The organism is Parasedimentitalea psychrophila (assembly GCF_030285785.1).
GTDB classification, from domain to species: Bacteria; Pseudomonadota; Alphaproteobacteria; order Rhodobacterales; family Rhodobacteraceae; genus Parasedimentitalea; species Parasedimentitalea psychrophila.
Map to the genome: position 1 here is coordinate 1,571,536 of NZ_CP127247.1, position 22,152 is coordinate 1,593,687.

A 22,152-nucleotide genomic window follows, 5' to 3' on the forward strand; every position below is an offset into this window, starting at 1 on the left:
ATAACCTGCGAGGGACTAACCGAATGTTAAGGCCAATCCGTCAAAACACTTGCAAGCCGATCAGAATGTCGGTTCGACGGAGGTTAAGGTGCAGCAGATCAAGAATGTCTGGGCAGGTTTGGATACGCGCAAGCGTCTGATCATCGTGGGTTCCACGGTCATCATGATTCTCAGCGTGCTTGCAATGTCCCGTGTGGCGAATACGCCCACAATGAAACTACTCTATGCCGGGCTGGACAGCGCCTCGGCAGGTCAGGTGGTACAATCGCTGGAACAGCGCGGTACCGAATACCAAGTGCGGGGCGGGTCAATTTATGTCCCGGTTGAACAACGCGACGAAATGCGGATGACGCTGGCAAGTGAGGGACTGCCGGCCAATGGCAGCCGCGGCTATGAGCTGCTTGATTCGCTCAGTGGTTTTGGCACAACGTCGCAAATGTTCGATGCCGCCTATTGGCGGGCAAAAGAAGGTGAGCTGGCCCGCACGGTTGTTGCCAGTCCGCATATTTCCCAAGCCCGGGTTCATATCGCCAACACCGGGTCGAATCCCTTTCAGCGCAGCGTTGAACCGACGGCTTCAGTATCGCTGGTGCCTTTAGGCTCGCCTATTACACCAGCTCAGGCCAACGCCGTTCGCTTTCTTATTGCATCCGCAGTGACCGGTCTCGCGGTCGAAAATGTTGCAGTGATCGATGCCAATGGCGCATTGATCAGCTCTCCGGAAGCAACAGCGGCCGCAGGCGTGGGCAATGATGACCGTTCAAAATCGATTCGCGACCGGGTTGTTCGCCTGGTCGAGGCGCGCGTGGGCCAAGGCAACGCAGTGGTCGAGGTCAGTGTCGACATTGTCACCGAAACCGAAACTGTCCGCGAAAAACGCATTGACCCGGAAAGCCGGGTCGCCATTAGCACTGACGTAGAAGAGCGGGCCGACTCCTCCAGCAACCAATCCGGTCAGGTCACCGTGGCCTCAAATATCCCGGATGGCGATGGCGCCGCGGGTGACGGCTCCAAAGCCAATACCACCTCAACCCGTGAACGCGTCAACTACGAGATTTCAGAAACCGAGATGCACATCACCCGCGGTCCCGGCGCCATCAAGCGCCTTACCATTGCGGTGCTGGTCAACGGATTGTCGGAAACCAACGAATCAGGTGTCAGTGAATTCACCCCACGGTCCGAGGAAGAAATGTCAGCCATGCGGGAACTGATCGCGGCGGCGGTGGGTTTTGATGCCGAACGTGGGGATGTCATCACCCTGAAGTCGATGGAATTGCCCTCAATCGAGCCGCAGGGCACCATCGTGTCCAACTCCATCATGGATAACGTCTTTATCGATGCAATGGCGCTGATCCAGATCGCCGCTCTGGCAATTGTCAGCCTGATTCTCGGTCTGTTCGTGGTCCGGCCAATCCTGGCCAACAAGGCGCCTCAGCCTGCCATTGAGGGTCCCGATCTGATGTCAGATCTACCCCAGTTGGGATCGGGTGATTTCATGAGCAACCCCAATATGGGCGTGGGCATGGAAATGGCCCCTTTGACTGGCGAAATCGACGATGGCTTTGGCTCCATGGGCGGCATTGGAGACATGGGTGGAATGGGCGGTATCGGCGACGGCATGGGCGGGCTTCCCGCTCTGGGCGGCGGCACCCAGGATCCCGTCGACCGGCTGCGTGCAATGATTGGAGACCGCCAGGAAGAAACGGTCGAAATTCTGCGCGGCTGGCTTGAAGAGAGCGAGGAGAAAGCCTGATGACTATTGCTCACCTATTAGAAGATTTTGGCAATGCAGGGAAAGTTGAACCCGTAGCCATGGTTTCCGATGAGCTGCTTGAAGAGCAGAAACTGGTTTCATTTGAAAACGGATATACCGCTGGATGGGACGATTCTGTTGGCGCCCATGAGCGCGAAACAAGCAAGATTTCCGCCACCCTGGCGAACTCGCTCGAAGATATGAGTTTTACCTTTCACGAGGCGCAAAATCAGCTGATCGAATCGCTCGACCCAATGTTCAAGGTGTTGACCAGCGCCATCTTGCCAGACGCCATGGCCGCCAGTTTTGGCCACCACATCGTCGAGCAACTGACCGATATGGCGAAGGGGCAGACGCATCAACCACTGGTGATCACGGTGGCGGCAGGTGAAGCCGGCGGTGTTCGATCCGCTCTCACTCAAAGCTTTTCTGTCGATATCAAAGTCCGTGAGGACGCCAGTTTTTCCCCGGGTCAAGCCTATCTGCGTGTTGGCGACCTAGAACGTGAAATCAACAGTGGGGCATTGCTCGACTCAATCCGCGAGTCGGTTGATGCCTTCTCCTTCCAAGTCAAAGAGGACGCCAAATATGGATGATAACACCGATCTCAAGAAGAAAACTGCTGATTCCGGCAACCCGTTTAATTCGGTTCCAGTCGAAGTCGTGGTGTCTGTTGGCAAGGCCCGCCCACTGATTCGTGATCTGGTTAATCTCGGCGAAAACGCCGTCCTGACACTGGACAAACGGGTCGAAGATCCCGTCGATCTTTATGTTGGCGACCGCTTGGTTGCCCGTGGTCAGCTGGAAGAATTGGAAGGCGATCAGGCAGGACAACTGGCCGTGCGATTGACCGAAATTGCAGATCTACAAAGTGGGCTGGGATGATCCAAAGATCTTTCCTTTTTCTGACGCTGGCAGCCTTTGCGCTGCTGGCGATGCCGCAGGTCGCACAGGCGCAGGAATTGAACCTGTCGCTGGCTGACAATGGATCGATTTCCGCGCGGTCCATACAGCTGATTCTCTTGCTTACCGTGCTCAGCCTGGCCCCCGGCCTGGCCATCATGATCACCTGTTTTCCATTTCTTGTAACGGTTTTGTCGATTGTCCGGCAGGGTATGGGCATGCAGCAAGCACCGCCCAATATGCTGATTATCAGCCTGGCGATGTTTCTGACCTATTTTGTGATGGAACCTGTGTTTAACGACGCTTGGACCCATGGCATCAAACCGCTGATCGAAGAACAATTAGGGGTAGAGGAGGCGATGATTCGTGCACTTGAGCCGTTTCGAGCCTTTATGGCGGCGCGGCTGGATGCAGATACGTTTTATGCGATGTCAGATCTACGCCCCGACACCCAGGGGATAGATCCAACCCCCGACGCTCCACTGTCGGTGCTGATTCCCAGCTTTCTGCTGTCAGAAATTTCGCGGGCCTTTCAAATCGGCTTTTTGGTCTTCCTGCCGTTTCTCATCATCGATTTGGTGGTTGCGGCAATTCTGATGTCGATGGGGATGATGATGGTCCCCCCCGCGGTGGTGTCACTGCCGTTCAAATTGGCATTCTTTGTGGTCGCGGACGGCTGGACCTTGATCGCCAGTTCCCTGGTTCGTAGCTACTATCCCTGACCTCACTCACGGTTATCGGACCTCTGGTTAGGATCCCAGCCAGGGGTCTTTCTACGTCCGCGCTGACCTGCGCCCCCAGTCAAACTGAGGGCCATCGCCAGCCTGGAACTGAAACGGACTTCTCGGTGATTGCTGCGCATTCACCTGCCAGCCAATGGTTGAACGCATTGCCAGATCGCAACCCCACCCGCTTCAGATCCCGGATGAAGCGCTGTTCCGGGGAATATGGGTGTATCCCTCTCCTGTCCGGCAGCGCATTGGCCAGCAATGTCCCGAGCGGGACAACCGGTCGTTCATAACGCTGCAAGGCGGTTCGTCGTTGCCGCCGGGGACGCTTCAGGTCCAGATCAAATCTCTCCTGCAAACGGGCCTCAAAGCCACTCAACCTGTGGCGCAGCTGTTCGCGGCCGCAAAGATGGAGCTCGGCACGCTGAACAGCGACATGAGTGTCGCCAACTCAGGCGAAGACTGCGGTGGTTGCGTTTCTGACGAGAATTCTTCTGGTGCCTGCGAGCTAATTTTCCATTCATCAGTCTCTTTCCTAAATGCTGATAATATCTTCCGTGCGACCCAAACCACCATGCAATCAGCCAGGGTCGCGTCTGGTCGCCTAGAGACTGGGATAACCTTGGGGCTCGATCCGTCGCCGCCACGAACCACAACCCTGATCCAATGAGTCCGCACCCTGTTGGGGGCCGGCCACAGCAACGCTTGGGTGTTCTGATTTTGCAGACCTGCATCCCAAGATCCGACTGGCCTCCATCCGGATGACTTACGATGACAAACCGGATCCCAAAAGGGATATCCCGCCGCACGCTTTTGTCAGGGCGGGCCGCATTTTTGACGGGTCAAATTTGCTGTGGGCTCAAGATGGTATATGGCGGAGCGAAAATGGTGGTGCAAATTGGCACAAGAACGCAGGTACTGACCTTGGACAAGTAACGGATCCTGTCTCCCACCCAGATCAATTGGGACTGATCTATGCCTCTCATGCGACCGCCGGTGTCTTGCGATCCGGCGATGGCGGCCGAACGTGGGTTCCCTCTGGGCAAGGCCTGCCACAGGTGCCGGTTGATGCCATCACCATCGCCGCTCACGATCCAAGCGATCTAATCCGCAGTGCCGGGAGACCGCCTCTGGCGCAGTCAAGATTGTGCGCAAATGTGGTACTTTTATCAACCGCCCTATCTCGCCTTGCTCTGAGAAACACCAGCGTTTAGATGGATGCCCGGAATGCCCCAATAGCTCAGCTGGTAGAGCAACTGTTTCGTAAATAGTAGGTCGGCGGTTCGAATCCGTCTTGGGGCACCACGCAATCACCTAACAACTTGTTTTGCATCACCTTTTGTCATGGACGAGGCGAGGCGTAGTACATTTTGGAGTACATTTCTTTCCGGCATGTCTTTGTAAAAGAAGGCATCTATTACTTCACCCGGCGGATTCCCGTGGATCTGCGGACTCATTATTCATCAGCGAAGATAGCCTATTCCCTGCGGACCAGATCGAGATCTGTTGCCGTCTCTAGGGCGATCAATGCAGCCTGCAAGTTGGACGAGTACTGGTATCACCTGAGGTCGCAGGATGCGGAACTGCCAGGAAAGCATCTGCTGCGTCATGGCCTGTCCAGGCCAGAGTCAGGGCCGCCTGTCACCAGTGATGCTTTGAAGCTGTCAGAGGCCGTCGTAACGTATCAGCGTCTCAAGGGGAAAGGTAAAGCACCTACCTTCCTTAGGGCTGCGGAACGCGCCTGTGGCTATGTGATCGACATCTGTGGCGACAAGCCTTTGCCAGACTACACCAAGGCTAATGCAAATGCCTTCCGAGATGCTTTGATCCAGCGAGGACTGGCTGGCAGCAGCATCACCCGTATCTTCGGGACAGTTCGGGCTGTCTTCAACTTCGCTGTGGCGGAGGAGGGGCTGTCAATCACCTCACCCTTTGCCAACGTCTACTATGATCGGGGTGCCGGGGTCGCGGAGAGAAGCCCAATCCCGGTCAAGGAGATCCGTGCCATTCAGCAGCAATGCCATCAGATCGATGATGAGATGCGCTGGCTCGTGGCAATAGTCGCCGATACGGGACTGCGTTTGGCTGAGGCCGCCGGGCTGCTGCGAGAAGATATCTTGGAGGGTGAGGAAGGAGGGCTGGTGGCACGGATCACCCCACATCCCTGGAGGAGCCTGAAGACTGATAGTAGCAAGCGGACTGTCCCTCTGGTCGGGTCGGCCAAGTGGGCTGCTCAGCGTATTCTGGCCCGAGAGGATGGCAGCAAGTATGCCTTTCCCCGGTACAACAAGACAGCGAAGACCAATGCCAATTCAGCCAGTGCCGGTCTGAACAAGTGGCTGAAAGCCTATGTGCCTGATGGCTGCACGATGCACGGATTTCGCCACTCCATGCGAGACCGCCTCCGTGCTGTCGAATGCCCGTCTGATATCGTGGATCAGATTGGCGGGTGGAACACTGAGGGCGTCGGCCATGGGTACGGAGAAGGATACCCGGATCACGTCTTGCGGAAATGGCTGGAGAGAGTTTAGCAGTGAGAGGATGCTGACCGCAGCTGAGTTAGTCAGACAGGGTAGTTACCAGTTTGCATGAAATAGGCGTTGAGTACGGGTCGTGCGGTCGTTTTGGAGCAAAATCTCAAGCCTAGCCGGTTTCCTCTTCTCCATTTCACCGCCACGTCAAAATCACCGAGTCCCTGAACTGAGACAGACTGCAGCGCTTTCCACGTGAAACCCGGATACTCCGGCGCAAGGACTACGCCCAGACCGCTATAACTGACGTTAAATGTCTCCGCACTTAGATTGCCTTCAAGAAGTTGTACCGAGCAGGGAAGGCATAGTGGGATACGCATTTCGGTCGGTGTAGGGCTTCGGAATATCGACTTATTTTGGTTCATATCGGGACTATCTGTTAAGCGGGTTTTCACTCTGCTCCCAAGGTGCCACGGTTGGCGTTAATTTCCTCCTACCAACCGCCGATGTCCTGCCCTCACTTCAATCCCTTTAAAAAGCTGGATGGACTCTAAGTATCTGCGAGGCCGCTCATTGGTATCTGGGCATTCTTCAGGATACGGTCAGCCCTTGTACCAATTGGGCATTGCGGTTTCGAGTGGTGCTTTCATGGTGGCGCTGGTTGGATTGAAGGCAGTTTGAAGGTGGCAATCTCCAAAATGTTCTACGCCTCGCCTCGTCCATGACAAAAGGTGATGCAAACCACGGTGTGGGTGCCTGTAACGGGAACAGAACTTCCGTCTTGGGGCACCAGCCTTCGTCTTTGAAAGCTCACGGCAAGACCTGCCCAATGGTCATATCCTTGGCCTAAAGTGGCTGGGTGAATAGCGTCCCGAACCCTGTTTGTTGCTCGGCAATACCGGCTAGGCGCAGCATGTGCCAGGCCAGCGCCTGATTGCTTGTAATCACCTGTGTCCCAGTTTTTCTCTCGGCCGCGTCGATGATTTTCAGGCACCGCAGGTTGGTGCAGGCTGCGACAATGGCATCACAATCGGCCTGCGCAGAAACCTGATCAATGGCAGCGGCAATCGACGCCGGAGATATCCGCGCGACCACCCGGTCGTCAGATTCCTCAAATGAGCCAAAAGCAACGATTTCGAAGCCAGCCTCTTCCAGTTTGCGCCGCATGCGTATTGATACGTCAGGTATATAAGGGGTGATAAACCCCAACCGTTTGGCGCCAAGCGCATTTGCCGCCGCGATGATGGCAGTCAGTGGGTCGGTCACCTTGGCGCGCGGGAAAACCGAATTGATCGCCCGGGCGACCCCTGCCTGTCCGATTACGGTCGCCGCCGATGTGCAGCCATATCCGATCACATCGAAGTCAAGCGATGCTGGCAACAGCCGGGCCGAGGCGGGAAGGTCCTGTTCCATTTGCTGCAGGGTGTCGGCGCTGATCTCGTCCACCATGGGAATTCGGCTGTGATACAGCGCCACGCCGTCCAGCGCGGTCATTTGGGCAAACTCGGGCTCTAGTGTTTCGTCGGTCGACAAAACGATGGTGCCAAGGGTCGCACGGGTGCCGATGCCATTGTCGGTCGTATAGTCGAGTTTCATTCCTTGCCCTTCAGATAACTGGCAGTTCAGGGGCTGCGCGGCTGGTCAGCAATTCGGCACCGGAGGCCCGGATAACGATGTTTTCTTCATGCACCATGATGCGCCCGTCACCATAGCTTAGCGAAGGTTCCAAGGTCAGCACCATGTTTTCTTGGATCACGGTGTCATCAAATGCCGCGTGTGAGGGCCATTCCGTCAGCTGCATTCCCAGCCCGTGCCCCAACCGGCCAACGTCTCCGCCAGCGCTATCCATTTGTGCGATCACCGATTGCATCGTGTGAAACAGCTCGCGGCAGGTGGTGCCGGGGCGGGCAGCGGCAAGGCCTGCCTCGGTGGCGCGCCACAACACGTCATAGGCGCGGCGGGATAAATCGTCAGCTTGGGTGATGGCAAAGTTGCGATCAAAGTCACAAAAATACCCATCCCAAGTGGCGCCGCTGTCCAGCATCAAAATGTCGCCCGCCTGTAGAGGTCTGGCGCTGGGTGGTGAAATCACATCGCGATAGCCGCCCTGATCAGCCCCGCCGACAAGATAGGGCACATCATCGGCACCCACATCCAGGGCGGCGCGGCGGAACGCGCGGAAAACCTCGTCCAGTGCGGTGCCTGCCCTGGCGAAATCTGGCACCCGCTCAAAGATCCGCGAGCCGATGGCGCAGATATGAGAGAGCTTTTCAATTTCCCGAGGTGATTTGACCATGCGAAGAGACCGAACCAGCCCGGTGGCGTCTTTGATTTGCAGGCCCGGAAGGGCGGCAATCAAGTGTTCATAGTCGCCAAGAGGCATCCGCAATGCGGTCTCGTGGCCTTTGAGCACGCCGATACTGGCACTCTGGCTGGCCAGTGGTGACAGCAGTTCGGTCAGCAGGCTGATGCCATCATCACCTGGGTTCGGCGCAGGCCAGGTGCGGATATCGTCGATCCAGGTTTGCCGCATCAGCAGGGCGCCGATTTCAGGGATGACGGCGATGGGTTTGCCCTGAGCTGGGATGAACAGGAACCAGGGACGGGTCGGGCTTTGCCAGAACAACGTGTGGAAGCCACTGAAATAGCGCACTTCGGCCTCTGTCATCAGCAGCAGCCCGGACAGGCCCGCCTGGTCCATCTCGGCCTGCACTTTGGCGGTGCGGGCCTCAAATTCTTCGGGCGGGAACCCCCGGGGTGGGCTGTTAGACATCATCGTTTTCCGCCATGATCTGAGCGAATATTTCGCGATCGGTGACCCCCTCAGAGCCGATCAGCAAGACCCGCGACTGGGCGTTCAATCCCAATCTGTCTGACAGTTCAGGGTCTTGCCGCGCGGCGATTAATGCGGCCAGACCAGCAACCGCGCTTTCGCCAGCTTCGACCACCGGATCAGTGCCTTGTGGGCGGGCCAATAGGCGCACTGTCGGGGCGACGATGGAATCGGGGATGGTGATAAAATCGCTGGCTTCCTGCTCCAGGATCTCCCAGGCCATCTCTGATGGCTCACCGCAGGACAGGCCGGCCATTATGGTTTCCTCAGAGATTGTCACAGTGGTTGCGCGGCCAGCGCGCGCGCTTTCATAGAGGCAGGCGGCCAGGTCCGGCTCGACCACCACCACACGGGGTGCACCCTGCTGCCAATACTGTCGCAATGCAGCGGCGACTGAGGCGGCCAATCCGCCAACGCCGCCTTGCAGGAAAATATGGGTCGGAGCCTGATCCAGGGCCTCGCAGATCTCACGCGTCATCACGCCATAACCGGCCATCACATCGCGGGGTGGGTCGGTATAGCCGGGCCAAGAGGTGTCCGAGACGACAAACCAGCCCTGTTGCTCGGCCTCGTCACGGGCCAGGGCAACCGAATCGTCATAATCGCCATCAATCCGGATCACTTTGGCGCCCAGGTCTCGCATGGCCTGGGCCCGGCCTTCGCTGACCTCGGCATGAATATATATCCGACAAGGCACCCCAAACCGCTGACAGCCCCAGGCGAGCGAGCGACCGTGATTGCCATCGGTTGCAGAGACCAAGGTGATCTCAGAACAGATTTCAGCGTGTTCGCCACTGCGGATAGAGCTGAGACTGACCTGCTGTCCGGTCCGGCGCGAGACTTGCCGTTGCAGAACCCGCAAAGCTGCATAAGCAGCGCCAAGCGCCTTGAAGCTGCCCAGCCCAAACCGAGGCCCCTCGTGTTTATACAGGACTTTGGCAATGGTCAGGCTGTCGGCCAATGCGCCCAGATCAACCAGCGGCGTCGCGGCATATCCGTCCCATGCGGTGATTTCCGCCCAGGCCTGCTCAAAATCCTGTTCGGACAGCAGCTGATTGGCGGTTGTCGCCACAGGTGACGTTCCCTTGGTATGGCGGATTTCGGCCTTGGCAAACAGGTCCATCATTTTGTCCTTACAATAGAGGGAAGGCCCCATCTTGACGCGGTCTTGACGGGTTCGCTTCATGGTCGCGGTCAGTTTACCAAGGTAGATTGATTTTCGCAGTTGTTGTTGTGGAAATCGGTGACGATTTATATTGCGGAGCGGCAAAATTTCGATGAATTTCGGACCATGGATGACAATGACCTGAAAATTCTCCGCCTGGTTCAGGGCAACGCCCGTTTGACCGCCGAAACCATTGGTCAGGATATAGGGCTGTCGCCAGCGGCGGTGCAAAAGCGGCTCAAGAAGCTGCGCGAGACCGGGGTGATTGAAAAGGAAATTGCGGTGTTGTCGCCAGCCAAGTTGGGGCGGGAGATGACCATTCTCGTTGAGGTGATACTTGAGCGGGAAAACCGGGCGCATCTGGATAGCTTTAAGCGCAAGATGCGCAACGCGCCCTGCGTACAGCAATGTTACTATACCACCGGAGAGGCGGATTTTATGTTGATCCTGGTGGTCCGTGATATCCAAGAGTACGAGGCGTTCACCCAGGCGTATTTCTTTGATGAATCCAATATCAGCCGGTTCAAGACGTCGATTGTGATGGATCGGGTCAAGACGTCGCTGGATGTTCTGTGACCCCCGTTGACGCGTGGTTGATCCGGGACAGGGCGAAATCTCCGAAACCTCAAGCAACAGGTATCGGTTTCCTTAACGCTTTAGCGGGTGATTAATTCAAAATTTGGCAACTCTCTCATTGGGCGTGGAATTTCGGGCGACAATTGGGTGGAAAAGCCAATAATGCCCCCATTTACCTGCCTTAACTGCCGGCAAATTTATCTGTTAAGGCATGTTTAATGATCACACTGCTATCCCGGTATTGGGTAGAAAAAGGTGGTGGATCATGAGCGCACAAAACGGTGTAGCGCCCATTATCATCAAGAGGAAAAAAGTCGTAAGTGGCGGTGGCCACCACGGCGGTGCATGGAAAGTGGCTTATGCTGACTTTGTGACCGCGATGATGGCCTTCTTCATGTTGATGTGGCTTTTGAGTGCAACGACGGAAAAACAGCGAAAGGGTCTTGCGGACTACTTCTCGCCGACGATTCCAATCAGTCGGATATCTGGTGGTGGCAGTGGCGCTTTCAATGGCGACAGCATGTTCACTGAGGATGTCATGACGAAGAGCGGGGCCGGCGCATCAGACGCCAATCCGGTAGATGCGCAGCAGGCACGCGGAGAGACCGGGCTGGATCAACAGGCCAGAGAGCTGGCTGAAAACGAAGAGTTCAAGACCATCGAAGAGGCTCTTCAAGGGCGTGGCGGCGAAAGTATGGTCAGTATCGAGATGGCCAGGCACATTGTAACCCGCGTCACTGACGAAGGGCTGATCATCGAGATGTTCGCCACCGAAAATGCGCCGTTGTTTGAAGAGGGCAAAGAAACGCCGACAGCGCTTTTGCGCGATCTGATGCGGATGGTGGCGCGGGTGACCGACGTGGTCAGCAACAACGTCGCGATAAGCGGGTTTATCCGGTCACACCCGGTTGTTCTGGCGAATAATCCGGTGTGGGAACTGTCGAGCTCCCGGGCTGACGCCACGCGGCGTCTCCTCGAATCGGGTGGCATGAAACCGGCGCGAATTCATCGGGTGACCGGGCATGCGGATCGCAATCTGTCGGTGTCAGACCCGATGGCAAAGCGAAACAACCGGGTCGAAATCATACTTTTACGACAGTAAAACAAAGAATGGGCGGCTAAGAGATAGATCGAATTTTATCTGTTATCCGCCCGTTAATGGCCGATGCGGTACCTGTAGCGTCAAGAATGATTTGATGCAGCAGAAAGGCGTATCTTATGACTTTATCTTCCTCGCTGAATGCCGGCGTAGCCGGGCTTTCCGCGAATGCCAGCCGCCTGGCCTCGATCTCCGACAACATCGCAAATTCGTCGACCGCTGGTTATAAGCGGGTGCAGACCGATTTTCACTCCATGGTGATTTCGACGAATGGCGGCACTTATACTGCTGGTGGGGTAGCAACCACCACCACACGCATGATCGACGAGCGTGGGTCGTTGATATCCACCAGTAATTCGACGGATCTGGCGGTCCGTGGCCGTGGCATGTTGCCGGTGGCCTCGCTCACGGACGTTGAGGCCGATAACGTTGGTCTGAACATGATGCTGACAACCACGGGGTCTTTCAGCACCAACGCAGATGGCATGCTGACAACTGAAACTGGCCTGGTCCTGTTGGGTTGGCCTGCGCTACCCGATGGAACCATTCCCTCCTATTCTCGGGGCAGTTCTTCTAGTCTGGAAGCAATTCAGTTCAACACGACCCAGTTGACTGGCGAACCGACCACTTCGGTTGATCTGGGTGTCAACCTGCCTGCGGCGTCGACCATTTCCGGGGCGGCCGGCGACATCGAAAACTTGCCGATTGAATATTACGACAACCTTGGAAATTCTGAGAATATCCAAGTGGAATTTACCCCTACTGTACCTGGTGCTGGCTCATCCAATGAATGGACAATGGTACTGACAGATTCCGCCTCTGGGGGCGCGGTTATTGGCGAATACACTTTAACATTCACGGATAGCCGCACAGCGGGTGGTGCGCTGGCCTCGGTTGCCATGGTTTCAGGTGGCGCCTATGATGCCGCGACTGGATCGGTGATTGTCAATGTCGCCGGTGGCCCGATCGAGGTCAATGTCGGTGAACTGGGCAGCAGTGCTGGCCTCACTCAGCTTGCAGATGACTTTAACATGTCAGGCGTCACCAAAGACGGGTCACCTGTCGGTACATTCACTGGTGTCGAAGTCGGCATAGATGGCATGGTCACGGCCAGTTATGATAACGGTGCGACCCGCGTCGTTTACCAGGTTCCCTTGGTTGACATGGCGAACCCCAATGGAATGATTGCGTTGGATTCGCAGACTTATATGCCCTCGGATACGAGCGGTGCAATTTATCTGTGGGATGCAGGTGACGGCCCGACCGGCGATGTTGTGGGCTATGCCCGTGAGGAATCCACGACGGATGTAGCAACCGAGTTGACCAATATGATCCAGACTCAGCGGGCCTATTCGTCAAGTGCCAAAATCATCCAAACCGTGGATGAGATGTTGCAGGAAACAACCAACATCAAGCGCTAATAGCCTGATATTTAACGATCTGGATTTATAGAAAGGCTTACCATGTCTCTCACCTCCGCCTTCAATACCGCTATGACCGGCTTGACCGCAGCCGGCTACGCGTCGTCAGTGGTATCGGAAAACCTGGCCAACGCACTGACCCCAGGCTACGCAAAACGCACTCTGACACTTACCAGCAATGCGTCCACCGTTGGCGTCCAGATCGTTGGTATCAATCGAAATATCGACCCGGCGATTCAATCGAGTCGCCGGAGCACTGAGGCAGAACTGGGCAACACTCAGGTGAAGTCTGACTTCTACACCAAAATGTCAGCCTTGATCGGCACTGTCTCTGATCCTTTTTCGATCACTGCCCGGCTGACCAATTTTGAAAGCAGCCTGATCGAAGCCGTTTCGCGCCCGGATTCCGGGCCACGGCTCAACGATCTCTCCCTGCAGGCAGAGGCCCTTTCGGAAACTATTTCCCTGGCGGCTGAAGGATTGCGCGACACTCGAACGGCTGCTGAGCGATCAATTGATACCCAGGTGGATATCGTCAATCAGGCATTGAAAGACGTTGAGAAACTGAATGCCCGCATCATGGTGTCACAGGCTGGCGGCATGGATACTGCTGCACTGCAGGATCAGCGAGCGCAGGTGCTTGACGCAATCAACGAGATCATTCCGGTCAATGTGATTCAGCGAGATAACGGCCAGGTCGCATTGTTCTCCGAAGGGGGGGCCATTCTGCTGGATGGCAAAGCGGCTGAGCTGAGCTTTGACAGCGTGCCCGATACGATGCCACATATGACGCAGGACAATGGGTTGTTGTCCGGTCTGCAGATCAACGGCATCCCGATTGATACGGGGCCAGGCGGGGCCATCAAAGGCGGCTCTCTGGCCGCACATTTTGAGGTTCGTGACACCATTTCAGTTGAGGCTCAGGACGACCTTGATGCGATGGCAGCCGATCTTATCCAACGGTTCCAGGATACCTCTCTGGACGCCACCCTGGGGGCCACTGATCCTGGCTTGTTCACGGATGCCGGGAACTATTTTGATCCCGCAAATACAGTTGGAATCGCCAATCGTCTGGTGCTGAATGAAACCGTATCTATGGATGGTGACGGTGAAACCTGGCGGCTGCGGGATGGTTTGAATGCTGCGGCGCCCGGCAACGCCGGCGACGCCAGCCTGTTGCAGGGCTACACGGATGCGCTTGCAACCATGCGCAACGTTTCGTCTGCCGGTCTGGGGTCTACGACCGTTACGGCGGCAGGGCTGAGCGCCAACCTGTTGTCGCATTTCAGCCAAACTGGCATTGCTGCTGATCAGGCGCTCAGCTTTGCATCGGCCAGTTACGCTGCGATGAACCAAATGGAATTGGCTCAGGCTGTGGACACCGATCAAGAGTTGCAAAACCTCATGTTGATCGAACAGGCCTATGCCGCCAATGCCAAGGTGATGACGGTCGTCGATGAACTCATGAATACCCTTTTGAGGATATAATAGATGAATATCACGTCTTTTGGAGACATGGCACATAGTGTTTTTCTGCGCAGCCGTACCGCTGAACTGAAAGAAAGCTTGGCCACATTAACAGTAGAGCTGAGCACCGGCCAAGCCTCAGATCTAAGCAAGACGCTTGGCGGTGACTTTACCTATCTGCTGGATATCGATCGCAACTTATCGCGCCTGGAATCATTTGAGGTCGCCACAACAGAATCCGGTTTGTTCGCCTCATCAGCTCAAATGTTGATTGCCAAAATCGACGATAACGCAAGTTCTCTCAGCACTGACATTCTGGCCACAACCGGTACCACCAGCGAAAACAATACCAATCTGTTGTCCAGTCAATCGCGGCTTTATCTCGAAGAAACAATCCGATCTCTGAACGGGCAAGTTGCCGGGCGCAGCCTGTTTGCCGGAACCGCGACCACCAGTGTGCCACTGGCGGATGTTGACACGCTGATGTCGACACTGGTGACAGAGGTTTCAGGTCTGACCACCGCTGCAGACATTACCCAGGCGGTGAAGGATTGGTTCGCCGATCCGACCGGGTTTGATACGGTGATGTATCAAGGCTCCACGACCTCGATGGGTGCGGTCAATATCGGTCCCAATGAGCAGGTCAATATTGCGCTGCGGGCGGACGACGAGAACTTCAAGCAGGCCATGCAGAGCTTTGCCATCGGCGCTTTGGCAACGGAGGCTGGCCTGACTCTCTCGACAAAAATTAAAAGCGATCTGATATCAGGCACGGGCAACGAGTTGTTAAGTACGCGCAACCGGATGATCAGCGTGCAGGCGGATCTTGGCTTTACAGAAGCCCGGATCGAAGAGGCCGCGGTGCGAAATGCGGCTGCCGCCACCAGCCTGAGCCTGACGCGGAACGAGCTGACCCAGGCTGATCCGTTTGAAACCGCAACCCGTTTGGAGGAAACGCAATTCCAGTTGGAAGCCCTGTACACAGTGACCGCGCGTTCTTCCCAACTGTCTTTGTTGAAATACATATGATGACATATATTCGTATTCTACTGACCTGCCTGATGCTTCCGACGATGCTGCAGGCCTCCGCAATCCGATTGAAGGATCTGGTGGAGTTCGACGGGGTGCGCGGCAATGACCTGGTCGGATATGGTCTGGTGGTCGGGCTGAACGGGACCGGAGATGGCTTGCGCAACTCGCCCTTTACCGAAGAAATCATGTCCAACATTCTGGAACGGCTTGGTGTCAACGTAACCGGTGAACAGTTTCGACCCAAAAACGTCGCAGCGGTTTTTGTGACCGCCAGCCTGCCACCTTTTGCACGGGTTGGCGCACAGATTGACGTGACAGTTTCGGCCATTGGGGATTCCAAAAGCTTGCTGGGTGGTACCCTGATCATGACGCCGATGAATGCGGCCGATGGGCAGATCTACGCGGTGGCCCAGGGCACTATTCTGGCCGGCGGGGCTGTCGCCGAAGGAGACGGGGCCTCGGTTACCCAAGGGGTTCCGACCTCGGGTGGTATTCCATCAGGCGCCCGCGTCGAACGCGAAATCGAATTCGACCTGACGTCGCTCACCACAATGCGACTGGGGTTGCGTGATCCTGATTTCACCACTGCCGGGCGAATTGAACAGGCCATTAACCGAGAATTCAACTCAGACGTGGCGCTGATGCGCGATTCCGGAACGGTCGAAATTGACGTTACACGCACCAATACCCGGTCAACCGCTCATGCCATTGGCCGGATCGAGAACATCCTGATTGAACCCGAGCGCAAAGCACGGGTGGTGGTGGATCAACGGTCAGGGACGATTGTTATGGGCAGTGATGTTCGTATTTCCCGGGTGGCTGTGGCGCAGGGCAACCTGACGCTTCGGATCGAAGAATCGCCACTGGTGGTGCAGCCCAATCCCTTTTCGGATGGTGAAACCGTGGTGGTCCCACGCACTGGGGTGTCGATCGACGAAGAAGAGGGCATTCAATTGGCCGAAGTGCCCGAGACCGCCTCGCTATCCGAAGTTGTGGCCGGTCTGAATGCACTGGGCGTATCGCCGCGTGATATGATTGATATTCTCAAGAGCCTGAAGGCTGCAGGCGCGCTGCATGCCGAGTTTATCGTCCGCTGACGCAGATCACATCGAACGCTATAAACCCCGGCCTTCAAAACGACGGCCGGGGATTTTTGTTGCCCTGATCCATCGCCCCGGCGCAGAACAAGCCCAGATTGAAAAGCGATACTGGCGGCGGCGGCCAAGTTTGGAGGTCCTGCCTCAACTTGGCGGCCGTGGATGGTGATGAAACTCACGCGGCGCAAGGCGCGATGGGAAGCCCCCCTAAAGTTTGTGCTGATGGATTCAGTCGGTCAGCGCAGCACAGAGTAAATATCAAAGTATTTGGGAGACTGTGTTGATGCAAAAACCGCTACCAATGGACGATCAGAAGAAGTCGATCATTTGGCTTGACTAGGAAAGTGGCGCGCCGATGGCCGATATTGCACGCGCGATCGAGAAGCCAACAGCGACAGGTTTTTCATATTTGCAATATCATGGCGGTATTCAACCTCGCCGCCGGCAAAGGCGCCGTCGCACGCTGGGTTTAGAAGAGCGTTGTGAGCGATATGTGAAGTGCGACTCTTGTTGAGCTCAGGGTAGGGGGCTCATCGCATTTCCTCCAATATCTTTTCGCGGAAGACTTCGGCCGGCGTTTTCCATCCAAGGCATTTGCGGGGTGTGTTGTTGAGGCGGTCACTAATTTCCTTGATGTCGTGGTCAGACATTGACCGGATGTCACGCTTCCGCGGCAACCAGCGCCTGGCTCGTCGATTGGTGTTCTCGACTGTGCCTTTCTGCCAGGGTGAAGATGGATCACAAAACCACGTCAGGGTCCCGATCTCGGCTTGCAGATGCGGCCAGGAAACAAACTCGGTTCCGCGATCAAAGGTGATGGATTTACGGGCCATGAAGGGCAGATCTCTGATCGCCTTGATGATCTTGCCCATGACCGGTTTTGTGCGCTTGCTTGGATTCTTCAGCAGCACCGTGAAACGGCTCACGCGTTCAACCAGAGTAGTAACGTTCGTCTGCCCAAGCTTCTGTTTGAACAGGATCAAGTCTGCTTCCCAGTGGCCAAATTGACGCCGGTGGGCCACATCATCCGGGCGAAACAAGATGCTGACATCGCGGTTAAATTTCGGGAGTAGGTGCTTTCTGGCGCGCCGCGGTGTACGTGATTTGCGGTGTGTTGGAAGATACCACCACAGCTCTTTGTTCAGGCCTTCCTTTGAGTAGATGTAGCGATAGATTGTCTCTTGGCAGACCCGCAGTGCTGCGTTGTCGTAAATCATGCGGTTGCCGATCTGCTCAGGTGTCCAACCGTTTTTGAGACGTTCGACCACGTACTTACGTAATGCCCGATGCTTGATCAGTTTACGTTCTCGCGCACGCCGCCCGGACGCCACCAACTGGGCAGCAGCACCGTAGTACCCATCACACTTCGGCATACACGGGTCAGAGAAATGGTTGCGCTTCAGCTCTCGAAATATCGTAGATCGACAACGCTTCAAAACACGTGCCATCTCGTCAACAGGGACCTTTGCGTGTCTCCAGCGTTCTATTCTGCGTCGTTCTGTGATACTAAGTTGGCTATAAACGGTTCCCATGCCGATTCCTCTTGTTAGATAAACTACTGTTTTCTAACAAGAGTCGCAGTTGGGGGTAGCGCGCACCGTGAATAAATTTCTCGGCGTATAACGCGAGGGCATAGTCTCCGATTTAGGGCGGATGCATTATACCGTAACCCTTCGACCATTTGCCGCGAGATCAACAAAAACGGCAGTCGCCGCAGAGACCCTGTGACTGTGGCTGATAAAGCAGCTTGGAAGCGGGCCAAGAGACCCAGGCCGTTTCTGTTCGGACAAAATGCGGAGCTGAAGGACCTCGTTGATGCCAAACTTTGCGATGATTGGTCGCCCGAACAAATCTCAGGTTGGCTTAAGCTGACATACCCTGGTGATGAAGGCCTGCGCGTGTCGCATGAAATGATCTAATTTATTCAAACGCGCGGCCTGCTGCGTAAGGAGCTACGCAACCACGTAAGAAGCAGGCGTAAATTTAGGCGTGCAAGAGGCCATAAACCCGGGTCAGGTCAGCAAATCGTTGGAGGGATATCCATTCGAGACGGCCAGAAAGCCTATAGGATAGGTGTCACATCCCAGCAAGTAGTATGGCTGTTTCTTGAACAGGCCAGGCTTGAGTTTGCGCCAGTCTTTCATGGTCTATAAGGGCGTATTACTGCTCAAAGTTGAGTGCGGCAGCTGCTGGCTGTAAAGCCAGACGTGGCGATGCACTGTGCTTTCCAGTTCCCCGCCAGATCGGAAGTGATGGCTTTGAAGTACATCCTCGATAAGACCATTCACTGCCCGGCAGTGCATAGAAAATGCATGAGTATCCGTATTGGCCAAGTCCGTGTTTCAGTCCATTTCCGGCCGTCACGCAACAAAGCAATCGCCATGACCACGAGCTTGCGCATGGCCGCTGTGATAGCCAGTTTCTTACATTTACCGTTAGCAATCAGCTGATGGTATTTGGCCTTCATATTCGGGTTGAAACGGGTGGCGACAACGGCAGGCAAATAGATCACCCTTCGCAAACCGGCTCACCCGCCCTGGATACGCTCTTTGCCCTGCCATTTGCCCCTTGGCTGGCAGGTGATGCTTGCATCACCGAGAAGCGGATTGGCGTGAGATTGGTGCAAGACCTGCCAGACTCGCGGTTTGCTTTCTGCTCAAGCAGCCCAGTTCGGGCATTTCGATCAGCATCGCAAAGGCAGTTATCGTTGCAATGCCGGGGCATGCTGATGAGAATGTCTGCCTTTTCAGAGAGTATTTTGTCAGCAGTGATGATCGTTTTAATTGTGGCGTCGATCTGTGCGAGGTCGAGTTCAACCTGGCGCAAGCGCAGGGCGGATTGATTTTTCATCAGCGGGTGTATTGCGGTTTTCAACCGTGCACTTGCGGCCGTTCGGTCTTTGATCAAAGTCTGCCGAGCGGTTTGCATCTCTTTGAGATCATGCAGGGTTTCGCTTTTTGAGTTATCGGCTTTCAACTCCAGAAGAGACCCCATCCGGGCCAACATTGCCGCTTCAACTCGGTCCGTTTTGGCTAAACTACCGGCCCCCTCGGCGAACCGTCGCGCCTGGCGCGGATTGACCCGTGCAGAAGCAAAATCATGCGCTGCAAGACTGGTTTCAAGCAACCGGTGGTAGACACCGTTCGCTGGGAAATTGATCCCCCGGATCAATTCATTGCCCACCTCAGCCTCAAAAACGACCAATGACACTGTCGCCTGTTGGACCCAGAGGATGAGAATTTTCAAGCCCGCCTTGGTGTTGGAGAATTGTTTGTGCTGGCGCTTCGAGAGCCAAAATGCGTGCAGCGTATCTTTAGAAATGTCGATTCTGATGGTATCATTGATGCATCTTTTCCTTACCTCGTCTTGTCATGCGGGCCCAAAGCCCATGTATCCGTTCATCCCTCTCGCGGTTTGCCCGCAAACCTCTGCCGGGCAGTGGCTCCACCTTCACATGAGAGCCGGGATAAACATAAGACAAGAGGGGAACCTCTCAACCATGCCCTTGGATTGGGATGGTCTTGGTGGGGTCAGGCGGTGCTCGATGTCCAGTTCCGCGCAGAGCCTGTCGAACTGATGTTTCCCGGTCTGGGCCCGTTCCAGGTCGCGCAGGAAGCGGCGCGCGTTGGCTGCTGTGTTTGGAGCGTGGTGTTTTGCCCTCAGATCACGCAGATTGCCAACGCCATGGCGTCGCAAACTAAGGCCCCCTCTCAGTGATTGTTTTACAATCACCTGCCGGTCAACGGACACATGACCGTACCCGATCTCATGTTCAAACCGTTCAAGAAAACCCTTGAGCTATATCGCAACGATTGTTGAACGCCAGACACGGCTGGCCAATCCTCGTAAAGTTGGATGGTAAGAAAACGGATCACGTGGTTTCTGCCTTGGCGCGTCAGATGGTCAACCTGCCTGATCCGTTAAAGCAAAGCCTGACATGGGACAGAGGCACCGAGTTGGCAGCCCACCAAAAATTCTGAGTTGCGACCCACATGGATGTCTACTTCTGTGACCCCAGCTGCCCCTGGCAGTCTGGGACCAATGAGAATAGCCGCCCGCGGAATACCTTGGGGCGGCGCGCTCTTAACACCGGTCGCGCCGCCGAGAAGAGAGACGATCTATTGGGCGCTCTTTTCACCAATGACAGCCTCCGCAGATCCGGCTCCGGGCCTCTCCAGTTCGACCTCTTCGATACCCTCTTCGGTTGCCTGTGCCTGCTGCAGAGATCCAATGATCAGCGGCAACATGCGCACGCCGGTTGCGCTGGAAATCTCGCGCGTTTGCGGCGTTGCCCAGGACAATGTGTCAAAGCTAGAGCAATGTTCACAAACCGGCGCCCATTCAGCATGAATGTGGTGGCAGCTGTCACACAGCCATTGCGGCCCGCGCGGCGCATTCAGCGCCCGCGCCAACCAGCCCTGAACCACCGCGTCCGAGGATCCTTCACCACGTTCGATTGCGGCCATCAGGGTCAGAGCGCGGGCATCCGGTGCGCTCTCATACAAATCGCCCAACACCCGGCGCGCCTCGGGGTAATCCTCGGCCACGATCAGAAGTTCAGCCATCACCAGCCGGGTTTCGACGTGTCGCGGTTGTAGTTTTGCCAGTTGTCCAAAACGTACCACCCGCTGCTGCGCCGTTTCCTGCGGTTCGATACTGGCAAAGGCATGCGCAAGATCCGGATGCGGCTGAACAGCCCAGGCTTTTTTCAGAATCTGCGACGCATTTCGTTTCTTGCCTTTTGCGATATAGGCTTTTGCGGCCATGGCTGCGGCAGGAACCAGATCAGGTGACAATCGGTTGGCCTCGATCGCCTGCTCTTGTTGCGACACCGAAGCGCCCTCTTCGACGATGGCACCGGCGGCCGACAAGGCCAGCACCGCATCCCGGCGCTTGAACACATCCCGTGGCAAGGTCCCGGTCTTAAGCTTGGTCGACAAGGTCCCCCGCGCGCCGGTCCAATCCTGTGCCTGCGCCTGCAGTTTCAACAATATGTCCTGCACTTCTTCATGTTTGGGACGCAATGCCAGCGCCTTTTCCGCCAGCTTGCGGGCTGTGTCTGTATCACCTTCGGACAGTTTTTGTTTCATGATGCCACGCACTCCGACAAAGCGGCTGGACGGATTGGTAACCAGCCGTTTGTAGACCTCGGCCGCTTTTTTGGTGTCACCCGACATGTCAGCAGCTTGCGCAATGAGCAGGTCGGTCAATTCAGGCTTTCGAAGCAGCTTCTCGGCTCGGGTCGCTTTGGCCATCGCCAGCCGCCCCTCGCCCGAGGCCAGGGCCAGCAAACCGTCAGCCAGCGCCTGATAGCCTTTACGCTCGCGGCCTTTGTCAAAATAGCGCGACAGGGCGGTGTCATCCCCGTTGAGAAATTTCAATGTCGCGATCAACAGGGACAACAGCTTCAGGAACAGCCAGACCAGCGCCACCAAAACGATCATGGCAATGACCGATTGCAGAGCTCCAAGGGTAAATTCGGTACCCGCGACAGTGATCTGCACGCCGCCTGCAGTTTCCATCAAAAGGCCCGCCCCAAAGGCCAGCAGCGCAATGAGGGCAACAAAAACAAGGATTTTCAACAATGACCAGAGCATGGCAGCTCCC

Annotated in this window: 19 protein-coding genes, 1 tRNA gene and 3 pseudogenes; 16 read left to right on the forward strand and 7 right to left on the reverse strand. The window is 55.9% G+C overall.

Translation table 11 applies throughout. The features are described 5' to 3' along the window. The first annotated feature begins 88 nt into the window (after positions 1 to 88). The 7 genes from fliF (at position 89) to QPJ95_RS07595 (ending at position 5,915) form a co-directional block, all read left to right on the forward strand. Complete coding sequence (fliF, locus tag QPJ95_RS07565) at positions 89 to 1,753, forward strand: flagellar basal-body MS-ring/collar protein FliF (RefSeq protein ID WP_270920428.1); 1,665 nt, start codon at positions 89 to 91, stop codon at positions 1,751 to 1,753. Next, positions 1,753 to 2,349: an ABC transporter ATP-binding protein gene (locus QPJ95_RS07570; protein WP_270920427.1), complete on the forward strand. Its 597-nt coding sequence runs from the start codon at positions 1,753 to 1,755 to the stop codon at positions 2,347 to 2,349. The genes fliF and QPJ95_RS07570 overlap by 1 nt, the downstream gene beginning before the upstream one ends. Next, a complete protein-coding gene (locus tag QPJ95_RS07575; protein ID WP_270920426.1) occupies positions 2,342 to 2,638 on the forward strand; it encodes a FliM/FliN family flagellar motor C-terminal domain-containing protein in 297 nt (98 codons plus the stop codon). Before QPJ95_RS07570 ends, QPJ95_RS07575 begins: the two co-directional genes overlap by 8 nt. After that, positions 2,635 to 3,378 (forward strand): flagellar type III secretion system pore protein FliP, encoded by a 744-nt coding sequence (gene fliP / locus QPJ95_RS07580; protein ID WP_270920425.1) that lies wholly within the window; start codon positions 2,635 to 2,637, stop codon positions 3,376 to 3,378. The genes QPJ95_RS07575 and fliP overlap by 4 nt, the downstream gene beginning before the upstream one ends. 154 nt (positions 3,379 to 3,532) lie before the next feature. Beyond that, positions 3,533 to 4,054, forward strand: coding sequence for a hypothetical protein (locus tag QPJ95_RS07585; RefSeq protein WP_270920424.1), 522 nt, complete (start codon positions 3,533 to 3,535; stop codon positions 4,052 to 4,054). Between the two features lie 559 nt (positions 4,055 to 4,613). Beyond that, positions 4,614 to 4,689, forward strand: a tRNA-Thr gene (locus tag QPJ95_RS07590). Between the two features lie 65 nt (positions 4,690 to 4,754). After that, positions 4,755 to 5,915 carry a DUF6538 domain-containing protein gene (locus QPJ95_RS07595; protein ID WP_313851670.1) on the forward strand — a complete coding sequence of 387 codons (1,161 nt, stop codon included), beginning with the start codon at positions 4,755 to 4,757 and terminating at the stop codon, positions 5,913 to 5,915. Between the two features lie 32 nt (positions 5,916 to 5,947). Here QPJ95_RS07595 and QPJ95_RS24175 read toward each other — a convergent pair whose 3' ends face one another. The 4 genes from QPJ95_RS24175 to QPJ95_RS07610 all read right to left on the reverse strand — a co-directional run bounded on the left by QPJ95_RS24175 (position 5,948) and on the right by QPJ95_RS07610 (position 9,811). After that, on the reverse strand, positions 5,948 to 6,280 hold the full coding sequence (locus QPJ95_RS24175) for a PilZ domain-containing protein (RefSeq protein WP_390923790.1): 333 nt from the start codon (positions 6,278 to 6,280) through the stop codon (positions 5,948 to 5,950). A gap of 421 nt (positions 6,281 to 6,701) precedes the next feature. Further along, positions 6,702 to 7,451 carry a maleate cis-trans isomerase family protein gene (locus QPJ95_RS07600; protein ID WP_270920422.1) on the reverse strand — a complete coding sequence of 250 codons (750 nt, stop codon included), beginning with the start codon at positions 7,449 to 7,451 and terminating at the stop codon, positions 6,702 to 6,704. A gap of 10 nt (positions 7,452 to 7,461) precedes the next feature. Then, on the reverse strand, positions 7,462 to 8,628 hold the full coding sequence (locus QPJ95_RS07605; RefSeq protein ID WP_270920421.1) for a M24 family metallopeptidase: 1,167 nt from the start codon (positions 8,626 to 8,628) through the stop codon (positions 7,462 to 7,464). Next, positions 8,621 to 9,811, reverse strand: coding sequence for a diaminopropionate ammonia-lyase (locus QPJ95_RS07610; protein ID WP_270920420.1), 1,191 nt, complete (start codon positions 9,809 to 9,811; stop codon positions 8,621 to 8,623). Before QPJ95_RS07610 ends, QPJ95_RS07605 begins: the two co-directional genes overlap by 8 nt. Before the next feature lie 168 nt (positions 9,812 to 9,979). Here QPJ95_RS07610 and QPJ95_RS07615 point away from each other — a divergent pair, with 168 nt between their 5' ends. From QPJ95_RS07615 to QPJ95_RS24430, 7 genes and pseudogenes are all read left to right on the forward strand, one after another. After that, positions 9,980 to 10,429, forward strand: a complete 450-nt coding sequence (locus QPJ95_RS07615; protein WP_270920419.1) for an Lrp/AsnC family transcriptional regulator — start codon at positions 9,980 to 9,982, stop codon at positions 10,427 to 10,429. A 265-nt stretch (positions 10,430 to 10,694) separates the two neighbouring features. After that, positions 10,695 to 11,531 (forward strand): flagellar motor protein MotB, encoded by an 837-nt coding sequence (locus tag QPJ95_RS07620; RefSeq protein ID WP_270920418.1) that lies wholly within the window; start codon positions 10,695 to 10,697, stop codon positions 11,529 to 11,531. A 116-nt stretch (positions 11,532 to 11,647) separates the two neighbouring features. Next, on the forward strand, positions 11,648 to 12,949 hold the full coding sequence (locus QPJ95_RS07625) for a flagellar hook protein FlgE (RefSeq protein WP_270920417.1): 1,302 nt from the start codon (positions 11,648 to 11,650) through the stop codon (positions 12,947 to 12,949). 42 nt (positions 12,950 to 12,991) lie between these two features. Next, entirely contained in the window at positions 12,992 to 14,437 is a 1,446-nt protein-coding gene (gene flgK / locus QPJ95_RS07630; protein WP_270920416.1) for a flagellar hook-associated protein FlgK, read from the forward strand. A gap of 3 nt (positions 14,438 to 14,440) precedes the next feature. Further along, positions 14,441 to 15,445, forward strand: a complete 1,005-nt coding sequence (locus tag QPJ95_RS07635) for a flagellin (protein ID WP_270920415.1) — start codon at positions 14,441 to 14,443, stop codon at positions 15,443 to 15,445. Continuing rightward, positions 15,442 to 16,545, forward strand: a complete 1,104-nt coding sequence (locus QPJ95_RS07640) for a flagellar basal body P-ring protein FlgI (protein WP_270920414.1) — start codon at positions 15,442 to 15,444, stop codon at positions 16,543 to 16,545. The genes QPJ95_RS07635 and QPJ95_RS07640 overlap by 4 nt, the downstream gene beginning before the upstream one ends. Before the next feature lie 283 nt (positions 16,546 to 16,828). Continuing rightward, positions 16,829 to 17,032 (forward strand): annotated as a pseudogene (locus QPJ95_RS24430) (IS30 family transposase); the annotation flags it as partial. A gap of 43 nt (positions 17,033 to 17,075) precedes the next feature. On the opposite strand, the gene QPJ95_RS07645 reads toward QPJ95_RS24430, so the two are convergent. Then, on the reverse strand, positions 17,076 to 18,077 hold the full coding sequence (locus QPJ95_RS07645) for an IS30 family transposase (RefSeq protein ID WP_286018192.1): 1,002 nt from the start codon (positions 18,075 to 18,077) through the stop codon (positions 17,076 to 17,078). Positions 18,078 to 18,152: 75 nt separating this feature from the next. Between QPJ95_RS07645 and QPJ95_RS24435 the strand changes: the two are divergent. After that, positions 18,153 to 18,596 (forward strand): annotated as a pseudogene (locus tag QPJ95_RS24435) (transposase); the annotation flags it as partial. A gap of 457 nt (positions 18,597 to 19,053) precedes the next feature. Here QPJ95_RS24435 and QPJ95_RS24440 read toward each other — a convergent pair. Then, positions 19,054 to 19,890, reverse strand: coding sequence for an IS110 family transposase (locus QPJ95_RS24440; protein ID WP_449301437.1), 837 nt, complete (start codon positions 19,888 to 19,890; stop codon positions 19,054 to 19,056). A gap of 451 nt (positions 19,891 to 20,341) precedes the next feature. On the opposite strand from QPJ95_RS24440, the pseudogene QPJ95_RS07675 reads away from it, so the two are divergent. Then, positions 20,342 to 20,597: pseudogene (locus tag QPJ95_RS07675) on the forward strand (IS30 family transposase); the annotation flags it as partial. 66 nt (positions 20,598 to 20,663) lie between these two features. Here QPJ95_RS07675 and QPJ95_RS07680 read toward each other — a convergent pair. Beyond that, positions 20,664 to 22,142 carry a heme biosynthesis protein HemY gene (locus tag QPJ95_RS07680; RefSeq protein ID WP_270917225.1) on the reverse strand — a complete coding sequence of 493 codons (1,479 nt, stop codon included), beginning with the start codon at positions 22,140 to 22,142 and terminating at the stop codon, positions 20,664 to 20,666. Positions 22,143 to 22,152: the final 10 nt, after the last annotated feature.

What these genes read in the sequence shown, in the direction of transcription:
- QPJ95_RS07605 (WP_270920421.1), bottom strand. Translation starts at nt 8,628, where the DNA reads ATGTCTAACAGCCCACCCCGGGGGTTCCCGCCCGAAGAATTTGAGGCC.
- QPJ95_RS07645 (WP_286018192.1), bottom strand. Translation starts at nt 18,077, where the DNA reads ATGGGAACCGTTTATAGCCAACTTAGTATCACAGAACGACGCAGAATA.
- QPJ95_RS07625 (WP_270920417.1), top strand. Translation starts at nt 11,648, where the DNA reads ATGACTTTATCTTCCTCGCTGAATGCCGGCGTAGCCGGGCTTTCCGCG.
- QPJ95_RS07680 (WP_270917225.1), bottom strand. Translation starts at nt 22,142, where the DNA reads ATGCTCTGGTCATTGTTGAAAATCCTTGTTTTTGTTGCCCTCATTGCG.
- QPJ95_RS07575 (WP_270920426.1), top strand. Translation starts at nt 2,342, where the DNA reads ATGGATGATAACACCGATCTCAAGAAGAAAACTGCTGATTCCGGCAAC.
- QPJ95_RS07600 (WP_270920422.1), bottom strand. Translation starts at nt 7,451, where the DNA reads ATGAAACTCGACTATACGACCGACAATGGCATCGGCACCCGTGCGACC.
- QPJ95_RS07620 (WP_270920418.1), top strand. Translation starts at nt 10,695, where the DNA reads ATGAGCGCACAAAACGGTGTAGCGCCCATTATCATCAAGAGGAAAAAA.
- QPJ95_RS07610 (WP_270920420.1), bottom strand. Translation starts at nt 9,811, where the DNA reads ATGGACCTGTTTGCCAAGGCCGAAATCCGCCATACCAAGGGAACGTCA.
- QPJ95_RS07640 (WP_270920414.1), top strand. Translation starts at nt 15,442, where the DNA reads ATGATGACATATATTCGTATTCTACTGACCTGCCTGATGCTTCCGACG.
- flgK (WP_270920416.1), top strand. Translation starts at nt 12,992, where the DNA reads ATGTCTCTCACCTCCGCCTTCAATACCGCTATGACCGGCTTGACCGCA.
- QPJ95_RS07615 (WP_270920419.1), top strand. Translation starts at nt 9,980, where the DNA reads ATGGATGACAATGACCTGAAAATTCTCCGCCTGGTTCAGGGCAACGCC.
- QPJ95_RS24175 (WP_390923790.1), bottom strand. Translation starts at nt 6,280, where the DNA reads ATGAACCAAAATAAGTCGATATTCCGAAGCCCTACACCGACCGAAATG.
- QPJ95_RS07635 (WP_270920415.1), top strand. Translation starts at nt 14,441, where the DNA reads ATGAATATCACGTCTTTTGGAGACATGGCACATAGTGTTTTTCTGCGC.
- QPJ95_RS07570 (WP_270920427.1), top strand. Translation starts at nt 1,753, where the DNA reads ATGACTATTGCTCACCTATTAGAAGATTTTGGCAATGCAGGGAAAGTT.
- QPJ95_RS07585 (WP_270920424.1), top strand. Translation starts at nt 3,533, where the DNA reads ATGGTTGAACGCATTGCCAGATCGCAACCCCACCCGCTTCAGATCCCG.
- fliP (WP_270920425.1), top strand. Translation starts at nt 2,635, where the DNA reads ATGATCCAAAGATCTTTCCTTTTTCTGACGCTGGCAGCCTTTGCGCTG.